Origin of the sequence: Streptomyces tibetensis, assembly GCF_040647715.1 — a bacterium.
Lineage (GTDB): Bacteria > Actinomycetota > Actinomycetes > Streptomycetales > Streptomycetaceae > Streptomyces > Streptomyces tibetensis_A.
This window is the reverse complement of record NZ_JBEZCR010000004.1, coordinates 1-20969: the sequence shown is the minus strand read 5'-3', so window position 1 is coordinate 20969 and position 20969 is coordinate 1. Positions and strand designations below refer to the sequence as shown.

Annotated in this window: 16 protein-coding genes; 12 read left to right on the top strand and 4 right to left on the bottom strand. The window is 71.3% G+C overall.

Translation table 11 applies throughout. The features are described 5' to 3' along the window. The 5 genes from AB0B29_RS11775 to fdhD are packed head-to-tail and all read left to right on the top strand — an operon-like array spanning nt 1 to nt 6446. Nucleotides 1–972 (top strand): 2-dehydropantoate 2-reductase, encoded by a 972-nt coding sequence (locus tag AB0B29_RS11775; protein WP_362237323.1) that lies wholly within the window; start codon nt 1–3, stop codon nt 970–972. Next, nucleotides 969–2894, top strand: a complete 1926-nt coding sequence (locus AB0B29_RS11770) for a molybdopterin oxidoreductase family protein (RefSeq protein WP_362237320.1) — start codon at nt 969–971, stop codon at nt 2892–2894. Before AB0B29_RS11775 ends, AB0B29_RS11770 begins: the two co-directional genes overlap by 4 nt. Nucleotides 2895–2900: 6 nt before the next feature. Beyond that, nucleotides 2901–4733, top strand: a complete 1833-nt coding sequence (locus AB0B29_RS11765) for an NAD(P)H-dependent oxidoreductase subunit E (RefSeq protein WP_362237317.1) — start codon at nt 2901–2903, stop codon at nt 4731–4733. Then, the gene (locus AB0B29_RS11760) at nt 4730–5590 is read left to right on the top strand and encodes a 2Fe-2S iron-sulfur cluster-binding protein (protein WP_362237315.1); all 861 of its coding nucleotides are present in this window, start codon (nt 4730–4732) and stop codon (nt 5588–5590) included. The genes AB0B29_RS11765 and AB0B29_RS11760 overlap by 4 nt, the downstream gene beginning before the upstream one ends. A 7-nt stretch (nt 5591–5597) precedes the next feature. Continuing rightward, nucleotides 5598–6446 (top strand): formate dehydrogenase accessory sulfurtransferase FdhD, encoded by an 849-nt coding sequence (gene fdhD / locus AB0B29_RS11755; RefSeq protein WP_362237312.1) that lies wholly within the window; start codon nt 5598–5600, stop codon nt 6444–6446. A gap of 184 nt (nt 6447–6630) precedes the next feature. Here the strand turns inward: fdhD and AB0B29_RS11750 are convergent, their stop codons facing one another. Then, nucleotides 6631–7068 (bottom strand): MarR family winged helix-turn-helix transcriptional regulator, encoded by a 438-nt coding sequence (locus tag AB0B29_RS11750; protein ID WP_362237310.1) that lies wholly within the window; start codon nt 7066–7068, stop codon nt 6631–6633. 102 nt (nt 7069–7170) lie between these two features. Here AB0B29_RS11750 and AB0B29_RS11745 point away from each other — a divergent pair, with 102 nt between their 5' ends. The 3 genes from AB0B29_RS11745 (at nt 7171) to AB0B29_RS11735 (ending at nt 11346) form a co-directional block, all read left to right on the top strand. Next, a complete protein-coding gene (locus AB0B29_RS11745; RefSeq protein WP_362237308.1) occupies nt 7171–8088 on the top strand; it encodes a quinone oxidoreductase family protein in 918 nt (305 codons plus the stop codon). 139 nt (nt 8089–8227) lie between these two features. Further along, nucleotides 8228–10099, top strand: a complete 1872-nt coding sequence (locus tag AB0B29_RS11740; protein ID WP_362237305.1) for a sialidase family protein — start codon at nt 8228–8230, stop codon at nt 10097–10099. Nucleotides 10100–10110: 11 nt separating this feature from the next. Further along, the gene (locus AB0B29_RS11735) at nt 10111–11346 is read left to right on the top strand and encodes a DUF4185 domain-containing protein (protein WP_362237303.1); all 1236 of its coding nucleotides are present in this window, start codon (nt 10111–10113) and stop codon (nt 11344–11346) included. Here the strand turns inward: AB0B29_RS11735 and AB0B29_RS11730 are convergent. Then, a complete protein-coding gene (locus tag AB0B29_RS11730) occupies nt 11282–12295 on the bottom strand; it encodes a bile acid:sodium symporter family protein (protein ID WP_362238652.1) in 1014 nt (337 codons plus the stop codon). The genes AB0B29_RS11735 and AB0B29_RS11730 overlap by 65 nt on opposite strands. 161 nt (nt 12296–12456) lie before the next feature. On the opposite strand from AB0B29_RS11730, the gene AB0B29_RS11725 reads away from it, so the two are divergent. From AB0B29_RS11725 to AB0B29_RS11715, 3 genes are all read left to right on the top strand, one after another. Further along, nucleotides 12457–13335 (top strand): LysR substrate-binding domain-containing protein, encoded by an 879-nt coding sequence (locus tag AB0B29_RS11725; RefSeq protein WP_362237300.1) that lies wholly within the window; start codon nt 12457–12459, stop codon nt 13333–13335. 324 nt (nt 13336–13659) lie between these two features. Next, nucleotides 13660–15486 (top strand): AMP-dependent synthetase/ligase, encoded by a 1827-nt coding sequence (locus tag AB0B29_RS11720; protein ID WP_362237297.1) that lies wholly within the window; start codon nt 13660–13662, stop codon nt 15484–15486. A 157-nt stretch (nt 15487–15643) separates the two neighbouring features. After that, complete coding sequence (locus tag AB0B29_RS11715; RefSeq protein WP_362238649.1) at nt 15644–16435, top strand: aldo/keto reductase; 792 nt, start codon at nt 15644–15646, stop codon at nt 16433–16435. Between the two features lie 219 nt (nt 16436–16654). On the opposite strand, the gene AB0B29_RS11710 is transcribed toward AB0B29_RS11715, so the two are convergent. Both AB0B29_RS11710 and AB0B29_RS11705 read right to left on the bottom strand, forming a co-directional pair. After that, nucleotides 16655–17551 (bottom strand): class I SAM-dependent methyltransferase, encoded by an 897-nt coding sequence (locus AB0B29_RS11710; protein ID WP_362238646.1) that lies wholly within the window; start codon nt 17549–17551, stop codon nt 16655–16657. Between the two features lie 130 nt (nt 17552–17681). Beyond that, a complete protein-coding gene (locus AB0B29_RS11705) occupies nt 17682–19403 on the bottom strand; it encodes a glycoside hydrolase family 6 protein (protein ID WP_362237294.1) in 1722 nt (573 codons plus the stop codon). Nucleotides 19404–19860: 457 nt separating this feature from the next. Here AB0B29_RS11705 and AB0B29_RS11700 point away from each other — a divergent pair. Then, nucleotides 19861–20969: cellulose binding domain-containing protein (locus tag AB0B29_RS11700; protein ID WP_362237291.1), on the top strand; the 1109-nt coding region annotated here is incomplete at its 3' end.

Below are 20969 nucleotides of genomic sequence, written 5' to 3'. Positions count from 1 at the left end.
GTGAAAGTCGCAGTTCTCGGCGCCGGTGCCATCGGCGCCTACGTCGGCGCCGCGCTCCACCGCGCGGGCGCCGAGGTGCATCTCATCGCCCGTGGACCGCATCTGGCGGCCATGAGGCAGCACGGAGTCCGGGTGCGCAGCCCACGCGGCGACTTCACCGCGCGCCCCCACGCCACCGACGACCCGGCCGACGTCGGCCCGGTCGACCATGTCTTCCTGGGCCTCAAGGCCAACGCGTACGCGGCGTGCGGGCCGCTGATCGCGCCCTTGCTGCATGAGACGACCTCGGTCGTCGCGGCCCAGAACGGCATCCCCTGGTGGTACTTCCACCGGCACGGCGGCCCGTACGACGGCCACCGTGTCGAGAGTGTCGACCCGGACGGCGCGGTCAGTGCGGTGCTCGCGCCCGAACGGGCCATCGGCTGTGTCGTCTACGCTGCGACCGAACTTCAAGGGCCGGGGATCGTACGGCACTTGGAGGGCACGCGGTTCTCCATCGGCGAGCCCGACCGCAGCCGTTCCGCCCGTTGTCGCGCGTTCAGCGAGGCCATGCAGGCGGGCGGGCTGAAGTGCCCCGTCGAACCGGACCTGCGCAGCGACATCTGGGTCAAGCTGCTCGGCAACATCTCGTTCAACCCGATCAGCGCGCTGGCCCGCGCGACCATGCGGCAGATGTGCCTGCACGGCGGCACCCGCAGGGTCATCGAGATCATGATGACCGAGACGCTGGCGGTCGCCGAGGCCCTCGGCTGCGAGGTCGGTGTCTCCATCGAGCGCCGGCTCGCCGGTGCCGAGCGGGTCGGCGACCACCGCACCTCCACGCTCCAGGACCTGGAGCGCGGCAAGCCGCTCGAACTCGACGTGCTGCTCGCGGCGGTCGTCGAGCTGGCGGAGATCACCGGCGTGGAGGTGCCCACCCTGCGCACCGTGCACGCCATCTCGGACCTGCTCGCGCTGAGGAGCGCCGCATGAGGAAACGCGACCGGACCCCCACGACCTACACCCGGCTCACCCACCCGCTCGTCCGTGACTCCCGGGACGAGCCGTTCCGGCAGGCCACCTGGGAGGAGGCCCTGGACCGGGCGGCCGCCGGCCTCGGGCGCAACCGCGACGCCTTCGGTATGTTCAGCTGCGCCCGCGCCACCAACGAGATGAACTACGTGGCGCAGAAGTTCGCCCGGGTCGTCATGGGCACCAACAACGTCGACTCCTGCAACCGCACCTGCCACGCCCCGAGCGTGGCGGGCCTGTCGGCGGCGTTCGGCTCGGGCGGCGGGACGTCGTCGTACGAGGAGATCGAGCACACCGACGTCATCGTGATGTGGGGCTCCAACGCCCGGTTCGCACACCCGATCTTCTTCCAGCACGTGCTGAAGGGGATCAGGAACGGCGCCCGGATGTACGCGGTCGATCCGCGCCGGACCTCGACCGCCGAGTGGGCGGAGAGCTGGATGGGGCTCAACGTCGGCACGGACATCCCGATGGCGCACGCGATCGGCCGCGAGATCATCCACGCGGGGCTCGCGAACGAGGCGTTCATCGAGCGGGCCACGACCGGCTTCGAGGAGTACAAGGCCCTGGTCGAGCCGTGGACCCTGTCGCTCGCCGAGAAGGTGACGGGCGTACCGGCGGCGGCGATCCGCGAGCTGGCGCACGCCTACGCCCGTGCCGAACGGGCCCAGTTGTGCTGGACCCTCGGGATCACCGAGCACCACAACGGCACCGACAACGTCCGCGCCCTGATCAACCTGTCGTTGCTCACCGGGCACGTCGGCCGCTACGGCTCGGGCCTGCAGCCGCTGCGCGGGCAGAACAACGTGCAGGGCGGCGGCGACATGGGCGCGATCCCCAACCGGCTGCCCGGGTTTCAGGACATCCTCGACCCGGACACACGGATGAAGTTCGAGTCGGCCTGGGACACCGTCATCCAGCCGCACTACGGCCTGAACCTCACGGAGATGTTCGAGGCGATGGAGGACGGCTCGCTGAAGGCCGTGTACTGCATCGGCGAGAACCCGGCCCAGTCCGAGGCGGACAGCGAGCAGGCCGTACGGCGGCTGAAGGCCCTTAACTTCCTGGTCGTGCAGGACATCTTCCTCACGAAGACGGCCCAGCTCGCGGACGTCGTCCTGCCGGCCACCGCCGGCTGGGCGGAGACCGACGGCACGACCACCAACAGCGAGCGGCGGGTCCAGCGTGTCCGCAAGGCCGTCACCCCGCCCGGCGAGGCCCGCGAGGACATCGACATCATCTGCGACCTCGCCGCCCGGCTCGGGCACGACTGGAAGTACGCCGACGCCGAGACCGTGTGGAACGAGCTGAGGTCCGTCTCACCCGACCACTACGGCATGACGTACGAGCGCCTCGAGGAGCACCAGGGCATCCAGTGGCCCTGCCCGAGCACGGACGGGATCGAACCGACGTATCTGCACGGCCGGTTGTGGGAGTCCGACCCCGCCCGGCGCGGCCCGGCCGCTCCGTTCGGGATCGTGCAGCACGACCCGCCGGTGGACCTCACCGACGAGCGGTACCCCGTCCGGCTCACCACCGGGCGGCGGCTCGACTCGTACAACACCGGTGTGCAGAGCGGCGGTTACGCCTCACCGCTGCGACGCGGCGAGTTCATCGAGCTGAGCCCGGAGGACGCCGAGCGCTACGGGGTCGTCGTCGGGGAGCACGTCCAGGTGACCTCGCGGCGCGGGTCGGTGACAGCGCCGGTATGGGTGGACACCGCGCTGCGGCCCGGGCTCGCCTTCATGACCATGCACTTCCCGGACGAGGTGGACACCAACCAGCTGACGATCGAGGCGAACTGCCCGATCGCGGGGACGGCGGAGTTCAAGGCGTCGGCGATCCGGATCGAGAAGCTGCCCATCGCGACCATCGTGGGGTGAACGCAAGTGGACCTGCACTTCGGTGACAGCAAACCGACGGACGAGGAACGGGCGGCCGTCGACGCCCTGCTCGGGCCTCCCGCGTCCTCCTGGGAGGGCGCGGCCCGCGACGAGATGCGAGCCGCCGATCTGAGGTGGGCACGTGGCGGACGGGAGGCCCGGGACCGCCGCGACCTGCTGTTGCCGGGGCTGCACGCGATCAACGACCGGATCGGCTGGATCAGCGAGGGCGCCCTCGACTACCTGTGCCGGCGGCTGACGGTGCCGCCGGCGGAGGCCTACGGGGTCGCCACCTTCTACGCCATGTTCTCGGTCAAGCCCCGTCCGGCGACCGTGCTGCACGTGTGCACGGACCTGGCGTGCGCGGCGGCCGGGGCACCTCAGCTGTGCGCCGGGATCGAGGAGCGGCTGGGCCTCGGCAGCGGCGTGAGCGTCGAGCGCAGTCCGTGCCTGGGCCTGTGCGAACGGGCCCCGGCAGCCCTGGCGATCAAGGCCGGGGACCCCGTGCGCACGGCGGTCTCGGCCCCTGCGACCGTCCACGACGCCGTGCTCGCCGCGAGCTCCCCGGACTCCGCGCCCGAGGAGCCGGCGGCCGCGCTGGCGGTGCCCCAGGCCGGGCAGGACGGCCTGATGCTGCTGCACCGGGTCGGCGTGGTGGACCCCTCGTCCCTCGACGACTACCGCGCCCACGGTGGTTACACCGCCCTGCGCCGGGCCTTCGAGCTGGGACCGGCCGGGGTCATCCGCGAGGTCACCGACTCGGGCCTGGTCGGGCGCGGCGGGGCCGCCTTCCCCACCGGCCGCAAGTGGCAGGCCACGGCGTCCCAGCCGGACCGTCCGCACTACCTGGTGTGCAACGCCGACGAGTCGGAGCCGGGCACCTTCAAGGACCGGGTGCTGATGGAGGGAGACCCGTACGCGCTGGTCGAGGCGATGACGATCGCCGGGTACGCGACGGGCGCGCACCAGGGCTACCTGTATCTGCGCGGCGAGTACCCGCGCGCCCTGCGCCTGCTGGAGCACGCGATCACGCAGGCACGTGCGCGCGGGCTGCTCGGCGACGACGTCCTCGGGCAGGGCTACGCCTTCGACATCGAGATCCGGCGCGGCGCGGGCGCCTACATCTGCGGTGAGGAGACGGCCCTGTTCAACTCCATCGAGGGCTACCGGGGCGAGCCGCGCTCGAAGCCGCCGTTCCCGGTGGAGAAGGGCCTGTTCGGCAAGCCGACGGTCGAGAACAACGTCGAGACGCTGGTCAACGTCCTGCCGATCCTGACCCTGGGCGCCCCGGCGTACGCGGCGATCGGCACGCAGCGCTCCACCGGCCCGAAGCTGTTCTGCGTGTCCGGGAGTGTGGAGCGGCCCGGTGTCTACGAGGTGCCGTTCGGCGCGACGCTCGGCGAGGTGCTCAGCCTGGCCGGGGTGCGGGAGGGGCTGCGGGCGGTGCTGCTCGGCGGGGCCGCCGGCGGTTTCGTACGGCCCGACGAGCTGGACGTGCCGCTCACCTTCGAAGGGACGCGGGAGGCGGGCACGACGCTCGGCTCGGGGGTGGTCCTGGCCTTCGACGACAGCGTGCCCCTGCCCCGGCTGCTGCTGCGCATCGCGGAGTTCTTCCGCGACGAGTCGTGCGGGCAGTGCGTACCGTGCCGGGTCGGGACGGTGCGGCAGGAGGAGGCGCTGCACCGGATCGTGGAGCGCACGGGCGCCGAGGCCGCCGGGGACATCGCGCTGCTGCGGGAGGTCGGCCGCGCCATGCGGGACGCCTCGATCTGCGGTCTGGGGCAGACCGCGTGGAACGCCGTGGAATCCGCCATCGACCGTCTGGGGGCCTACGAATGACCGTCACACCGCTGGGGATCCCGCGCCGCATGCTGGAGTTCACCATCGACGGGGAGGAGGCCCGGGTCCCCGAGGGCTCGACGATCCTGGACGCCTGCCGGGCGGCCGGGAAGGACATCCCGACCCTGTGCGAGGGCGACACCCTGCGCCCGAAGAACGCCTGCCGGGTCTGTGTGGTCGAGGTCGAGGGGGCCAGGACACTCGTCCCGGCGTGCTCCCGCAAGGCCGAGCCGGGCATGGAGGTCCGCACGGACACCGAGCGCGCCCGGCACAGCCGCAAGGTCGTCCTCGAACTGCTCGCGTCCTCGGTCGACCTGTCGACGACTGAGAAGGTCGCCGGGTGGCTGAAGGAGTACGAGGCGAAGCCGGACCGTTTTGGACCGGACGCGGCTCGGCTGAACGAGGAGCCCAGGGTCGACAACGACCTGTATGTCCGTGATTACGACAAATGCATCCTCTGTTACAAGTGCGTCGACGCGTGCGGCGACCAGTGGCAGAACTCCTTTGCGATCTCGGTGGCAGGGCGCGGCTTCGACGCCCGGATCGCCGTGGAGCACGACGCTCCGCTGACCGACTCGGCGTGTGTGTACTGCGGGAACTGCATCGAGGTGTGCCCGACGGGGGCGCTGTCCTTCAAGTCCGAGTTCGACATGCGGGCGGCGGGTACCTGGGACGAGTCACGGCAGACGGAGACGACGACGGTGTGCGCGTACTGCGGAGTGGGCTGCAACCTGACGCTGCACGTACAGGACAATGAGATCGTGAAGGTCACCTCGCCGCACGACAACCCGGTGACCCACGGCAACCTCTGCATCAAGGGCCGCTTCGGCTACCAGCACGTACAGAACCGGGACTGATCGGGACATGGGACGAGTCACGGAACGACGCAAGGTGATCCGCATCCGGGACGGGGTGGTCTCCGACCGCCCGGACACGCTGGTCGCCGAGGAGCCGATGGAGATCCGGCTCAACGGCAAGCCCCTGGCGATCACCATGCGCACCCCCGGCGACGACTTCGCGCTGGCGGCGGGGTTCCTGGTGAGCGAGGGAGTGCTGGCGGGGCGGCAGGACCTGCAGAACATCGTCTACTGCGCCGGGGCGACGGCCGACGGGTCGAACACGTACAACGTCGTCGACGTGAAGACCGCCCCCGGCGTGGTGATCCCGGACATCACCCTGGAGCGCAACGTCTACACCACGTCCTCCTGCGGGCTGTGCGGCAAGGCGTCGCTGGACGCGGTGCGCACCACGACCCGGTGGCCCGTCGCCGACACTCCCCCGGTCCGGATCTCCCCCGAGCTGCTCGCGAGCCTCCCCGACCGGCTGCGCGCGGCCCAGCGGGTCTTCGACCGGACCGGGGGCCTGCACGCGGCTGCCCTGTTCTCGGAGGACGGCGAACTGCTGGACGTCCGGGAGGACGTGGGCCGGCACAACGCGGTCGACAAGCTGGTCGGCCGCGCCCTGCAGAACGGGGAGCTGCCGCTGTCGCGGGCGGTCCTGCTCGTGTCGGGCCGGGCCTCCTTCGAGCTGGCGCAGAAGGCCGTGATGGCCGGCATACCCGTGCTGGCGGCCGTGTCGGCGCCGTCCTCGCTGGCGGTGGACCTGGCCGCCGAGGCGGGCCTGACGCTGGTGGGCTTCCTGCGGGGCAGCTCCATGAACGTGTACGCGGGTGAGGACCGCATCGCCCTGCGGGCCGCGGCCGCCCAGGGCTGAACCGGTTCCTCCGCTGCACGGCGGCGGGGCCCCGACCGGCGGGGAGCGCCCCCTGCGCCGCAGGGGCCCCGTCTCGGCCTGCCCTCACGCAGACCCGCACGAGACCCGCCCGGGCCTGCCCTGACACCCCGTGCCGACACCGCCTTCACCTGCCCTCACGCAGGCAGGCGGCCCGGCGGGATCGTCAGTCGGCCGTACCGGATATCCGGATCAGCATCGCCGTGAACTGCTCCCGCTCGGCCGCCGACAGCGGTGCGAGCAGCTCGTCGTTGGCGGCGCGGGCCGCCTTCTCGCAGCGCCTGAGCAGCCGGGCTCCGCGCGGGGTGAGGGACACCGCGTTCTTGCGGCGGTCGCGCGGGTCCGGCTCGCGTACCACCAGACCCGCCGACTGGAGGTCGTCGAGGACGCCGACGAGGTCCTTGGGGTCCAGCCGGACCCCGCGGCCGAGGTCGGCCTGGGCGACGGGGGCGAGGTCGCGGACGGCGGACAGCACGACGTGGTGCCACATCCGCATGTCCTCATCCGCCAGCGCCTCGGCCACCAGGGCCCGGCCACGGGCGGCGGCACGGCCGAGCAGCCAGCTGGGAAGGGAACGGATCGCGGGGAGGGGGGCTTCCGACATGGCCGCAGCCTAACCAAGAAATCGTTGGTTCTCCCTATGATCCTCCTATACCGTTGGGCACCCCAACGACCTCGTGGGGATCACCGACGACCCGGAGGTGCGATGCGCCGCGTCCGCTACGAATCCCCAGGCGGCCCCCTCTTCGTGGAGGAGGCGCCGCTCCCGGTGCCCGGCCCCGGAGAGCTGCTCGTGCGCACGGAGGCGATCGGCGTCACGCTCCCGGTCGTACGCAAGGTCACCGAGGCGGCCGAACCGGTCCCGCTCGGCGGCGAGATCGCCGGTGAGGTCGTGGCCGTCGGCGAGGGCGTCACGAGCTTCGGTACCGGCGACCGGGTGACCGGGCTCTGCTTCGGCCACGGCTACGCGGACTTCGCCGTGCTGCACGCAACCATGGCCTCCCCCGTCCCCGGCAACGCGAGCGCCGTCGACGCGGTCGCCCTGGTCCGCAGCGGCCTGGTCGCCCTCGGCGCCCTGGCGGCGGCCCGCCCCGAGCCGGGCGAGGCGGTCCTGGTCACCGCGGCCGCGAGCGGTGTGGGCCAGCTGGCCGTGCAACTGGCCAGGACGCGCGGTGCCGGACGCGTGGTGGGAGCCGTCTCCGACGCGGCCAAGGCCGACTTCGTGCGCGGTCTCGGCGCCGACCATGTCATCTCGTACGGCGACGCCAGCTGGGGAACCCCCGTCGACTACGTCCTGGACGCGGTCGGCGGCGAGCTGCTCACCCGTGCCCTCCACGCGCTCGTCCCCGAGGGGCGGCTGGTGGTGTACAGCTCGGGCGGCGGCGCCATCCAGGCCTACGACCTGCTCGTGGGCGCCAAGTCGGTCATCGGGTTCCAGATGGCCCGCATCGCCCGGGGCAAGCCGGAGCTGTACGAGCAGTGGCGCGAGGAACTGTGGCGGCTGTTCGCGGCCGGAGAGCTCAGGCCCCGTGTCCACGGGGAGTTCGCCCTGGAGGACGCGGCCAAGGCGCACGCGGAGATCGAGGGGCGGTCCAACCTGGGCAAGGTCGTCCTGATCCCTTGAGGCACGGTCCTTGTGGGGGGTTCGTGAGCCAAGTAGCGTCTGTGGCCCGCACATGGGACGTGGAATGTCCGGATGACCGGATGTCCGATCCCATGATTCGGTGGTCCAGCCGACAGACGCATGAAGGGCAGGTCGCACCATGCCGTCAAGTCTTCGCACACGCCTGAGATCCACCCTGACAGCCGCTGTCGCCGCCGGGGCGCTGCTCGCGTCCACGGCTGTGGCGCACAGCCGACCCTCCACGGCGTCACCGGAGTTCGACCAGCAGGTGCTCTTCAAGGCGTCCCAGGACCCGGGCTACGCCTGCTTCCGGATCCCGGCGATGGTCCGCACCGCCGGCGGCACCCTGCTCGCCTTCGCCGAGGGCCGTGTGCTCAACTGCGGTGACGCGGCCGACATCGACATCGTGCTCAAGCGCTCCACCGACGGCGGCCGCACCTGGGGGCCGCTCCAGGTCGTCACCGAGGGCGCGGGTGACACGCACGGCAACCCGGCGCCCGTCGTGGACCGCAGGACGGGCCGGATCCTGCTGGCCGAGACGTACAACACCGGCCGTACGGACGCCGCCAACTGCACCGTCCCCTGCGACCGCACCCCGCACCTGCAGTACAGCGACGACGACGGCCGCACCTGGTCGAAGCCCCGCGATCTGAGCGACGAGATCCTGCCCGGGCACTGGAACTCCTGGTACGCGACCGGGCCCGTGCACGGCATCCAGCTGACCCGCGGCAGGCACGCCGGGCGGCTGGTGTTCGGCGTCAACACCGAGACGTGGAACGGCAGCCGGGTCTCCGCCAATCACGCAGCCCTCGTCGTCAGCGACGACGGCGGCGACTCCTGGCGGGTCGGCGCCACGGACACCTGGCCCATAGCGGTGGACGGCACGTTCCGGCAGAAGCCGTCCGAGGTGACGCTCACCGAACGCGCCGACGGCGCCCTGCTCGTCAGCGGCCGGGAGCAGGACGGCACCGACCTGGGCCACCGCGCACAGACCCTCAGCCTCGACGGCGGCGGCAGCTTCGCCACGCCCTTCCGCGACCTCCCGGACCTCTACACCCCGCAGGTCCAGGGCGCGACCCTGCGCCTCGGCGACCGGATGCTGCTGTCCGCCCCGGCCGACCCCGACCGCCGCCGCACGATGATGGTCCGCTCCTCCTACGACGGCGGGCGCACCTGGGAGAGCGTGGACCGGGGCACGGTCGTCACCACGGACTGGTCCGGCTACTCCGACATGGCGGCCCTGGGCGGCTCGACGGTGGGTCTGCTGTACGAGGGCGGCGCGGTCGACGCGCGCGACGAGATCCGCTTCGCCCGCTTCACCGAGGACTGGCTGAAGCCACGCCGGGGAGCCGACCCGACCACGCGTGACGCGGCGGCGGGCGCCAGGCCCGCGGCCGTGCTCGGCGGTGCCGCGCGAACGGACGGCGTCCGGGGCGGTGCGCTGTCGTTCGACGGCACCGACGACGCCGTACGGCTGCCCTACCGGTCCCGGCTCCCGCTCGGGGAGGGGGACTTCACGGCCTCGCTGCACTTCCGCTACACGGCCACGGCCGGCGAGCAGCCCTTCCTGTGGATGGGCGGTATCGGCAGCACCCAGCCGCAGATCTGGCTGCGGGGCGAACCGGCGAGCAACCGGATCCGGGGGCTGATCACCACCCGGTCGGGCGCGACGACCGTCAGGTCGGCCTCGGTGTGGACCGACGGCGCCCACAACGACGGCCGCTGGCACCATCTGGCGCTGCGCCGGGGCGGCGGCCAGCTGACGCTGTTCCTCGACGGCACGCCGCTCGGCACCGCCGACGTGCCCGGCTCGGTCAGCCGCAACTCGCCCTTCGGCGTGCACATCGGGCAGCGCATGGACAGCCGGGCGTTCCTCACCGGGGCGATCGACGACGTCCGGGTGTGGAACCGGGCCCTGAGCGACGAGGAACTGGCCTCCGGCGCCTCGGGCGCGGCCTTCCGGGGCACGGTGCTGTGGCTGCCCATGGACCGGGTGAGCGGCAGCAACTAACGTCACGGGGCGTGCCCGACGACTCAGGAGCATTACGAGCACGCCAGCGCACGGGAACCGGGATCGGCCTGCTGCTGGCCCTGGTTCTCGGCGCGGCGCTGATCGTCGCGCTGCCCGGCGACGACGGTTCCGACGACGACGGCTGTCAGGCGCTCACCGTCGGCTCCTGGGACACGGACGACGCCCTCGACGCCGAGTTCGCCCGCTACGGCGACGACGCGAGCCGCACCGACGACTGGACCGGCGGCGACGGCACCCACTCGGTACGACTGCCGGACGGCCGGGTACTGTGGCTGTTCTCGGACACGTATCTGGGCCGGGTGTACGGCCCGCCCAATCCGCACGGTGAGCCCTACGCCTGGCGGGACGCCGCCACACCGCTGGTGCGCAACTCGGCCGTGCTGATGCGCGACGGCCGCCTCGAGACCACCCTGCCCGCCCCACTGTTCGCCGACCCGGCACCGAACCAGTGGCGCTGGCCGGTCGCCGCCCGCGTCGAACCCCGCTCCCCCGGCTCCTCGGAGCGGGTCGTCCGGGTGCTGCTGTGGGTGCGCACGGCGGGGCAGTCCCCCTGGGTCTACGGGGTGCCCACCGCGACCGAGGTCGCCACGCTGTCACTGCCCGGACTGCGCCTGGAGTCGATCGTCGAGGTGCTCGGCCAGCAGTCGGTCCCCGACCCGTCCCGGCGGGTGCTGTTCGGCACGACGCTGGTCGAGGAGGACGGCTGGACCTATGTGTTCGGCGGCGACGACGGCCGGGCCGCTTCCCGGCCCGCCTCGCACGCGTACGCGGCCCGGGTGCCGGAGGGCGCGCTCGCGGATCCGGCGGCCTGGCAGTACTGGAGCGGCTCGGCGTGGGTGCCCCGCGCCCGCCCCCGTCCGGTGCTCGGGGACGGGCGGCGCAAGGGCGTCGGCAGCGCGTTCTCGGTCGTTCGGCGAGACGGTACGTACGTGCTGTTCACGATGGCCGCCGGGCCGAAGGGTTTGACCACCGTGGCGTCCTACTGGGCCTGCTCCCCGGCCGGGCCGTGGCACGGTCCGGCGAAGGAGTTCGGCCCGCCGCTGCCGCAGGGGCAGGTGGCCGCCTACAACCCGCAGGCGCATCCGGTGCTGAGCGGCGGCGGACGGCTCGTCCTGAGCTACGACGTGAACTGGCTGGAGACGACGGGCGCCGCAGACCGGCTCAGCCGGAACGTGTCCCTGTACCGACCACGGTTCGTGTCGTTGCGACTGGCTGCGGTGCGGTGACCTCCGCCGCCGCCTCCCGCGCACGCCGCTTGGCGATCACCGCGCAGACGATGAGCTGCATCTGGTGGAAGAGCATCAGCGGCAGCACGGCGAGCGCCGCCTGCGCGCCGAACAGGACGCTCGCCATGGGCAGTCCGGCCGCCAGGGACTTCTTCGAGCCGGCGAACTGGATCGCGATGCGGTCCGCCCGGTCGAAGCGCAGCGCCTTGCCGCCGTACCAGGTGAGCAGCAGCATCACGGCGAGGATCACGGCCTCGACGACGGCCAGGGCGCCGAGACGCACCGGGCTGACCTGGTGCCATATGCCCTGGACCATGCCCGCGCTGAACGCGGTGTAGACCACGAGCAGGATCGAACCGCGGTCGACCAGTCCGAGGACCCGCCTGTGCCGCGTGACGAAGCCGCCGATCCAGCGGCGCAGCAACTGCCCGGCGAGGAACGGCACCAGCAGTTGCAGCACGATCTTCAGCAGCGATTCGGCGGAGAAGCCGCCACCGCTGCCGCCGAGCAACGCGGCCGCGAGCAGCGGGGTGGCGATGATGCCGACGAGGGAGGAGAAGGAGCCCGCGCAGATCGCGGCGGGCACGTTGCCGCGGGCCATCGAGGTGAAGGCGATCGACGACTGGACGGTCGACGGCACCAGGGTGAGGAAGAGCAGGCCCTGGTAGAGCGGGTGCGTGAGGATCACCGGAACCAGCCCGCGGGCGGCGAGTCCGAGCAGCGGGAAGACCAGGAAGGTACAGGCCAGGACCGTCACGTGCAGCCGCCAGTGCCGCAGTCCGTCGAGCGCCTCACGCGTGGACAGCCGGGCGCCGTACAGGAAGAACAGCAGGGCGACCGCCGCCGTGGAGGCACCCGAGGCGACGTCGGCGGCCGGTCCGCGTGCCGGGAACAGTGCGGCGAGACCCACCGTCCCGAGGAGGAGCAGGATGTAGGGGTCGATCGGCATCCAATGCGGCCAGCGCAGGCGTTTCACGGTGCTCCACTTGCTTTGGTACTTCGGTCGGTCCGGGGCCGTAGCGGCCCCCTTTCATCCTGCTTCCCCGGCGGCCGATCGGGAATCCCGTATACCGCTCTGACTGTCATTGCGTTCTGCGATAACCTGAGGGCATGTACGACCCGTCCCATCTGCGTACGTTCCTGTCGGTGGCGCAGACGCTGAGTTTCACGCAGGCCGCGCGGCGGCTCGGGGTGCGGCAGTCGACGGTCAGCCAGCACGTGCGGCGCCTGGAGGACGCCGCGGGGCGGACGCTGTTCCTCCGGGACACGCACTCCGTGGAGCTGACGGAGGACGGCGAGGCGATGCTCGGCTTCGCGCGCCGGATCCTGGAGGTGCACGAGCAGGCGGCGGCGTTCTTCACGGGCACCCGGCTGCGCGGCCGGCTGCGCTTCGGCGCCTCGGAGGACTTCGTGCTGACCCGGCTGCCCGAGATCCTGGAGGGCTTCCGGCACGAGCACCCGGAGGTCGACCTGGAGCTGACGGTCGAGCTGTCGGGCACGCTGCACGAGCAGCTGGCGGCCGGGAAGCTGGATCTGGTCCTGGCCAAGCGGCGGCCCGAGGACCCGCGGGGCGAGCCGGTCCGGCACGACCGGCTGGTGTGGATCGGCGCGGAACGCCTCCGGCTCGACCCGGACCGCCCGGTGCCGCTCATCGTCTACCCGCCACCCGGCATCACCCGTGCACTCGCCCTGGAGGCCCTGGAACGGCAGGGCCGCGACTGGCGCGTGGTGTGCACCAGCGGCAGCCTCAACGGTCTCGTGGCGGCGGCCCGGGCCGGGCTCGGCGTGATGGCCCACTCCCGCGGCCTGATCCCGCCGGGCCTGGTCCGGGTCCCCGACCGGGCGGGGCTGCCGGAACTGGGGCAGGTCGACTTCGTCCTGGTCCACGGTCGGCGCCGCTCCTCCGCCCAGGGCGCGGCTAACGCCCTGGCAGCGGCGATCCTGGCGGGCGGTGACCGGCTGCAGCGCAGCGCGCGCAAGGGGCTGTGACCTGGCCGATCAGTCACCTCCGGCAGAAGCGGAGTGACAAAATCCGCCACCGTCCCGCTGACAGAAGAGGCCCCGTTCCACGGTGCGTCGCGCCACGGCCGGGCTCGTACAGATTCGGTGGAGATTACGGCACCGAAACTTACTCAACCGTCAGGTTTGTGTCCGACCCTTCCCCATGTGAGTGCTTTTTCCCTCACTGACCAGCGCGGACCGGAACGGTGTGCGCTTCCGTACCCCCTCCCGCCCCCCGGCCGGGTGGGGTAGCTTTCACGGCGCTGTGCGGGGCGTCACTCGACAAGAGCGCTGAGGAACGGGGAGCGGGGTTTGCGCGAGTTCACCAACCCTCCGTTGGCGTTGGCACCTCCGGTGGGCGGGCTGGCCGACGTGGTCTTCGAGCATGCCCAGGAGGACCCGCAGCACATCGCGCTGGGCCGCAAGGACGACTCCGGTGAATGGCAGGACGTCACCAGCGCCGAGTTCCGCGACGAGGTGCTCGCCCTGGCCAAGGGCCTGCTGGCGAGCGGCATCCGGTTCGGCGACCGGGTCGCGATCATGTCCCGCACCCGCTACGAGTGGACCCTCTTCGACTACGCGCTGTGGACGATCGGCGCCCAGGTCGTGCCGGTCTATCCGACGTCCTCGGCCGAGCAGTGCTTCTGGATGCTCTACGACGCCGAGGTGACGGCCGCGGTCGTGGAGCACGAGGACCACGCGATGACGATCGCCACCGTCATCGACCGGCTCCCCCGGCTTCGCCGGCTGTGGCAGCTGGACTCCGGTGCCGTGCACGAGCTGTACGACGCGGGCGCGCACCTCGACGACGAGGTGGTGCACCGCCACCGGCAGGCCGTCACACCCGACTCGGTGGCCACGATCATCTACACCTCGGGCACCACCGGCCGCCCCAAGGGCTGTGTCATCACACACGGCAACTTCATGTACGAGGCGGACACCGTCATCGAGCGCTGGGAGCCGGTGTTCCACTCCCGGCGCGGCGACGAGGCGGCCACCCTGCTGTTCCTGCCGCTGGCACACGTCTTCGGGCGGATGGTCCAGGTCGCCGGGATCCGCGGCAAGGTGAAGTTCGGCCATCAGCCGCAGCTGAACGCGGCGGCGCTGCTGCCGGATCTGGCCGCGTTCAAGCCGACGTTCTTCCTGGCTGTGCCGTACATCTTCGAGAAGGTGTTCAACGCGGCCCGCCGCAAGGCCGAGAAGGAGGGCCGCTCCGGCCCCTTCGAGAAGGCCGTCGACATCGCGATCCGGTACGCGGACGCGATGGAGGCCAAGGCCTGGGGCACCGGCCCCGGCCCGTCGGCGGGCCTGCGCATGCAGCACCAGCTGTTCGACAAGCTCGTCTACACCAAGATCCGCGCCGCGATGGGCGGCCGCATCAAGCACGCCATGTCCGGCGGCTCGGCGATGGACCGCCGCCTCGGGCTGTTCTTCGCCGGGGCGGGCGTGCACATCTACGAGGGCTACGGCCTCACCGAGTCCACGGCGGCCGCGACCGCCAACCCGCCCGGACGCACCCGGTTCGGCACGGTCGGGCAGCCCATCCCGGGCATGACCGTGCACATCGCGGACGACGGCGAGATCTGGCTGCACGGCGAGAACGTGTTCCAGGGGTATCTCAACAACCAGAAGGCCACCGACGCGACCCTGCACGACGGCTGGCTCGCCACCGGCGACCTGGGCGCGCTGGACGAGGACGGCTTCCTCACCATCACCGGCCGCAAGAAGGAGATCCTGGTCACGTCCGGCGGGAAGAGCGTTTCCCCCGGCGTGCTGGAGGAACGCGTCCGGGACCATCCGCTGGTCAACCAGTGCATCGTCGTCGGCAACGACCGCCCGTACATCGCCGCCCTGATCACCCTCGACCAGGAGGCCGTGGAGCACTGGCTGGCCATGCGGTCCAAGCCGCAGATGTCCCCGGCGGAGCTGGTGCGCGACGCGGATCTGGAGACGGAGGTGCGCCGGGCGGTGGTCGCCGCCAACACGCTCGTCTCGCAGGCCGAGTCGATCCGCACCTTCCGCATACTGGCCCAGCCGTTCACGGAGGAGCACGGGCTGCTGACCCCGTCCCTGAAGCTGAAGCGGAAGGCCATCGAGAACGCCTACGAGAAGGAGGTCGAGGCGCTCTACCGGGCGTGACCTCCGCGCAGCGGGGCAGGTGTGGCTTCGGAATTCTCCCGTCAGGAATGCATCACCGCCCGTGATCGTTGACGATGGGAGCACATTGCCCACTTAACCGAAGGATCGAGAGCTCGTGAGCAAGGTCCCCCCGATCATCCTGAACAACGGCGTCGAGATGCCCCAGCTGGGCTTCGGCGTCTGGCAGGTGCCGGACGACGAGGCCGAGACGGCCGTCGGGACGGCACTGGAGGCCGGGTACCGCAGCATCGACACCGCGGCGATCTACGGCAACGAGAAGGGCACCGGCAAGGCCATCGCCGCCTCCGGTGTGCCCCGCGAGGAGCTCTTCGTCACCACGAAGCTCTGGAACTCCGACCAGGGATACGACTCCACGCTGCGCGCCTTCGACACCTCGCTGGAGAAGCTCGGCCTGGACTTCGTCGACCTGTACCTGATCCACTGGCCGACGCCGGAGCGGGGTCTGTACGTCGACACCTTCAAGGCGTTCGAGAAGCTGCACGCCGACGGCCGGATCCGGGCCATCGGTGTCTCCAACTTCCTTCCCGAGCACCTGGAGAAGCTCATCGGCGAGACGTCGGTCGTCCCGGCGGTGAACCAGATCGAGCTGCACCCGCACCTGCAGCAGGCCGCCTCCCGTGAGTACCACGCGCAGCAGGGCATCGCCACGGAGGCGTGGTCCCCGCTCGGCCAGGGCAAGGGCCTGCTCGAGGTCCCGGCGATCGTGGCCATCGCCCGGAAGCACGACCGCACCCCTGCGCAGGTCGTGCTGCGCTGGCACATCCAGCTGGGCAACGTGGTGATCCCGAAGTCCGTGACGCCGTCGCGGATCAAGGAGAACATCGAGGTGTTCGACTTCAGCCTCGACGACGAGGACCTGGCGGCGATCAGCGCCCTGAACGAGGACCGGCGCATCGGCCCGGACCCGGCGGAGTTCAACGGCGCCTGAGCCGCACCGGCGGCACCCGGGGCCGGGCCCCTCGCCGGCCGGACCCTGGCAGCGCCCCGGGTCGGAGCTCCCGCGCAGTGCCCGTTCCCCGCCGGCGCCCCGGTCCGGAGCCCCCGCGCAGGGTCCGGGCCGGGGCGCTGTCGTTCCCGGGAGGCGTTCCCTCCGGCTGTCTCGAGGGTGTCGGGCCCGGCTGTCTCGAGGGTGTCGGGCCGGCGGCCGTTATGCGGGCCGGACCGCCGTGTGCACCGTGTGGGCCTCCAGGACGAAGACGTCCGGGCGGCGGTGCAGGCTCGCCTCGTCGTCGGGGTCGAGCAGCCGGTCGACGGTCGCGAGATCCTCGGCGTCGAGCCCCTCGGCGAGCTTGTCGCGCATGTGCGACAGAGACGCCACCACGTACGCACGCGCCCGGTCCGAGGCGGGGGCCGGGAGATCGAGCAGGAAGCTGTGCGTCCTGGTGTGCTTGAGTCCCGCGGCGGCCAGCAGGGCCGGCCAGTGCTCCGTCTCGGCCACGTGCCCGGGCAGGTCGGTGCGCATCCGGCTGAACCACTCCGCCTCCACCGCGTCGATCCGCGCCTGCAGACCGGGCCGGCCGATGCCGAAGTCACGCGGCAGGAAGCGCAGGGGCAGGCCCCCCTCCATCAGGGCCAGCGTGCCGCCCGGCGCGAGCCGCTGCGCGAAGGCGGCCAACGCGGCCCGCTGGTCGCCCAGGTGGTGCAGGCTGCGGCTCGCCCAGAGCAGATCGGCGGGGTAGTCCAGCTCGCCGAGCACCTCGGGCAGATCACCGGCGAGCGTGCCGAAACGGTCGGCGACACCCTGCCGCCCGGCTCGGGCCCGGGCCCGCTCCAGCAGCGCTTCGGAGCCGTCCACCGCCAGGATCCGGGCGCCCGGGAACACCTCCGCGAACAGGCACGACACGACGCCCGGCCCGCTGCCGGCGTCGACGATCAGCCCCGGCTCGGTCACCTCCTTGGCCAGCCAGCCCAGGGCACGTTCGTACAGGGACGCGAACAGTTCCGCCGAGGACTCCAGCATCGGGCCCATCTCGGCCCAGTCGAGGTCCGTGTGGCCGTGGTGAGGGCCGTGGCCCCGCTCGTGGTCGTGGTGGTGGTGCCCCATGGTGGTCAGCCTCTCGCTCGGGTGCGGTTCAGCGTGCACCGACGCACCGGACGGAGGCCACTGCTGTTGCCGGTCCCGCAAATCCGCCGGGGCGCGGGCCCCGGCGGATCAGCGGTTCACCGCGAATCGGTCAGGACAGCGGCGGGTACGCGTTCTGCATCAGCTGCCGGAACTGTGCGGAGAACCAGTGCCCGGACAGCGGCGCGTCCGGCAGCGCACCGGACATGTTGTTGTTGTTGCGCGGGTTGCCCGTGTAGGTCGGGTCGCACATGCGGTCGAAGCCCTTGCCCTCGTCGTTCGAGATCTGCTTGCTCGCCCCGTCGGACTCGCCCGGCGGCTTCATCCACACGTAGGCGTCGATCCCGGCGGCCGGGGCGGCCTTCGGGCGCTCACCGAGGCCGGCTCCGGCCTGGTTGCACCAGTTGCCGGTGTTGAAGCGACGGTCGTACCGCCCGCCGTCGACGTAGGTGTCGACGCTGGTCGTCGCGCCCGGTCCGGTGGGCCGTGCGGCGCCGCCCCAGCCGTTGCGGGAGGTGTCGATCAGCATGCCGATGTTCGAGTTGAAGCCCGCCGAGACCAGTTGGCTGCGGAAGGCCTGGGCGTAGGACAGCTCGTCGACGTAACGGTTCCAGTCGACCCACTTCGACTCGCGGACGGACTTGCCGGCCACGGTGTCGTTGATGGTGAAGTTGTTCTCCTTCAGGGCGCTGTAGTTCGCCGTGTTGGTGATGAAGCCGTGGACGTCGTTCACCGTGGCGCCCTCGGCGGTCGCCGCCTCCTTCATGATGGTGGCGGTGGGGCCGAAGTTGTCGTCCCAGCCGATCCAGCCGTGGTGCCCGGCGTCCACGTAGTTGTAGACGTTGGGCACGTCGCCGAGCTTGTTCAGCGCGTAGCCGACGCCCTTGATGTAGTTGCCGTTGGCCTTCATCACGTCGCACTGCGGGACGGCCGTCGGGCGGCTGCCGGTGTTGGTGACGAGGTTGGGCAGCGAGTCGATCTCGACCGTGGTGACGATCCGCAGCGAGGCGTACTTGGGATCGGCGAGGATGGCCTTGATGGGATCGATGTACTCGGTCTTGTAGCGGCCGATCTCGTCTGCCTTCAGCTCGCCGTTGGAGGCGAGGGCGGAGCAGTCCCGGCCGGGCAGGTTGTAGATGACGAACTGGACGACGAGCTCGCCGGATCCCTTCTGGCGCAGCGCCTCGTCGAGGTGGTCGCGCAGACCCATCTTCCCGCCGGCGCCGTTGATCGCGGCGATGCGGTCCAGCCAGACACCGGTCGGCTGGTTGGCGATCCGGCTGCCGCCCGGTTCGGCGGCCGCGTTCGCGGACCACTCCGGGTTCACGTACACCTTCGCGCCCTCGTAGGGGTTGTTCACCCGGTTGGAGGGTCCGCCCGGGTCCGGCGGGTCGGTGGGGCCGCCGGGACCGCCGCCGTCGACGTTGCAGGTCACACCGTCGAGGGTGAAGGTCGCCGGAATCGCGTTGCTGCCGCTGTAGCTGCCCTGGAAGCCGAAGCTCACCGAAGCGCCGGTGGCCAGCTGGCCGTTGTACGTCTCGTTGGCGGCGGTGACGGCGGCACCGCTCTGACTCAGCTTGGCGTTCCAGCCGCTGGTGACCTTCTGGTTCCCGGCGTACGACCACTTCAGCGACCACGACGACTTGGCGGCGCTGTTGTTGGTGATGGTCACGGCGGCGGTGAAGCCGGTGCTCCACTGGTTCTGGATCTTGTAGTCGACAGTACAGGGGACGGCGGCGACGCCGGTACGGCCCGGGTCGACGGCGAAGGCGGTGCCGGTCGCGCCGGCGACCAGAGCCATGGCGGCCAGTAACGCGGTTCTCGTACGGCTCATGAGTGGGGGTCCCTCTTCCGTTGGGTTCCTTGCGATGTGCGCGGTTCCGTGGGGGGTTCAGGGGTGCGGTGAGTGCGCGGTGAGCCCGTGCGGGCATGCCGGGGCCTGGGTGCGCCGTACGCTGCGGCGGAGGGCGTCACCTGTCCGCCGCACGCGGCGCTCTCGCGCCGGCGGCTCAAAGTACTGAACGCGGGGGGTGTCGCATGAGCGACTCCTTGCAGGTCGGGCGTGCCGTGACGGACGCGTCGACTGATGGAACCGCTCCCACTGGTGCCAAGGAAGGTAGCGCCAAGCGACGGTAAAGAACAGGGGAGTTGCTGACTTTTACTCAACGCGGCGCGTCGAATCTTTTCGACTCTTCGAGAACCTTGACCGATACCTGACGCATCCGCACTATGGGAGCGCTCCCACTGGTTCAAGCCTTGACTTCTCCGAGCCGCAAGGAGGAACCAGCACCATGCATCCCCCACCCCGGAGGCGGAGAGCCGTACGGCGGCTGTGGACCGCCGCGCTCGCAGCTCTCACCCTTCCGTTGGCAATGCTCTCCTCAGGGTCGACTCCCGCGCAGGCGGCGGCACTTCAGTGCAGTGTCGACTACAAGACGAACGACTGGGGCTCCGGCTTCACGGCCGACCTCACCCTCACCAACCGCGGCACGGACGTCATCGACGGCTGGACGCTGACCTACGCCTACTCCGGCAACCAGAAGCTGGGCAACGGCTGGAACGGCACCTGGTCCCAGTCCGGGCAGAACATCACCGTCAAGAACGCCTCCCACAACGCGCGGGTCGCAGCGGGCGCCGCCGTCTCCACCGGTGCCCAGTTCTCCTACAGCGGCTCCAACACCGCGCCGACGTCGTTCTCCGTCAACGGCACGCCCTGCACCGGCGCGCACCAGCCGCCGATCGCCGTGCTGACCAGCCCGAGCGCGGGCGCCGTCTACACCCAGGGCCAGGCGGTACCGCTGGCGGCCACCGCGGCCGCCGCCGACAACGCCACGATCAGCAAGGTGGAGTTCTACGACGACACCAAGCTGCTGGGCACGGACACGAGTGCGCCCTACGCGCTGTCCGTCTCCGACCTGGCCGTGGGCAGTCACTCCCTGGTGGCGAAGGCGTACGACAGCATGGGCGCCTCCGCGGACTCCACCCCGGTCGGCATCACCGTCTCCTCCGGCCCGACCGTCGTGGCCTCACCCCTCCAACTGGGCGTCCAGTCCGGCAAGTCGGGCACCTACGAGGTGAAGCTGTCCAAGCAGCCGTCGGCCAACGTGACGGTGACCACCGCCCGTGCGAGCGGCAACTCGGGCCTGTCGGTGACCGGCGGCGCGTCGCTCACCTTCACGCCGCAGAGCTGGAACACGGCGCAGAAGGTGACCGTCACCGCCGCGAACTCGGGTACCGGTTCGGCCGTGTTCGAGTCGACGGCCAACGGCCACGCGAAGGCCTCGGTCACCGTGACCCAGCTGGCGGCGTCGAAGGCGTATGACGCCCGGTTCCTGGAGCTGTACGGGAAGATCACCAACCCGGCGAACGGCTACTTCTCCCCCGAGGGCATCCCCTACCA